Origin of the sequence: Sphaerisporangium rhizosphaerae, assembly GCF_042665155.1 — a bacterium.
Classification (GTDB): Bacteria; Actinomycetota; Actinomycetes; order Streptosporangiales; family Streptosporangiaceae; genus Sphaerisporangium; species Sphaerisporangium rhizosphaerae.
This window is the reverse complement of the sequence record NZ_JBHTCG010000092.1, coordinates 1-854: the sequence shown is the minus strand read 5'-3', so window position 1 is coordinate 854 and position 854 is coordinate 1. Positions and strand designations below refer to the sequence as shown.

Annotated in this window: 1 protein-coding gene; it reads right to left on the bottom strand. The window is 70.8% G+C overall.

Annotated features, from left to right (window positions below):
• Positions 1-854: beta-ketoacyl synthase N-terminal-like domain-containing protein (locus tag ACFQSB_RS40195; RefSeq protein ID WP_380832613.1), on the bottom strand; the 854-nt coding region annotated here is incomplete at both ends.

Genomic DNA, 854 nt, shown 5'->3' with positions numbered 1-854 from the left:
CCTGGGAGGGACCGTTGGGGGCGGTCAACCCGTTGGAGGCGCCGTCCTGGTTGACCGCGCTGCCACGCAACACCGCCAGCACCCGATGCCCACGACGACGAGCGTCCGACAACCGCTCCACCACCAGGACCCCGACACCCTCGCCCCAACCCACCCCATCAGCCGCCTCGGCGAACGACTTACACCGCCCATCAGCGGCCAAGCCCCGCTGGAGGCCGAAGTCGGTGAAGGTGTCGGGCGTGGACATCACCGTCACGCCTCCGGCCAGCGCCAGATCACACTCCCCGCTCCGCAGCGCCTGCGCCGCCAGATGCAACGCCACCAGCGACGACGAACACGCCGTGTCCACCGACACCGCCGGCCCCTCCAGGCCGAACGCGTACGAGACTCGCCCGGACACCACACTGGCCAGGCTGCCGTTGCCCAGGTAGCCGGCATACTCCTCCGGCACCTTGCCCGGCCGAGTGCCCCAGTCGTGGTACATCACTCCGGCGAACACCCCGGTCGGGGTGCCGCGCAGTCCGGACGGGTCGATGCCGGCGCGCTCCAGGGCCTCCCAGGACGCTTCGAGCAGCAGCCGCTGCTGCGGGTCCATGGCGGTGGCCTCGCGCGGGCCGATGTCGAACGGAGCGGGGTCGAAGTACGCCGCGTCGTGCAGGAACCCGCCCTGCCGGGTGTAGGTGCGACCCTGCTTGCCGGGCTCGGGGTCGTAGATGCCGGTGATGTCCCAGCCTCGGTCGGTGGGGAAGCCGGTGATGCCATCGCGGTCGTCGACCAGGAGTTGCCACAGGTCGTCGGGGCTGGTGACCTGACCGGGGAAACGGCAGGCCATCCCGACAACGGCGATCAGGTCA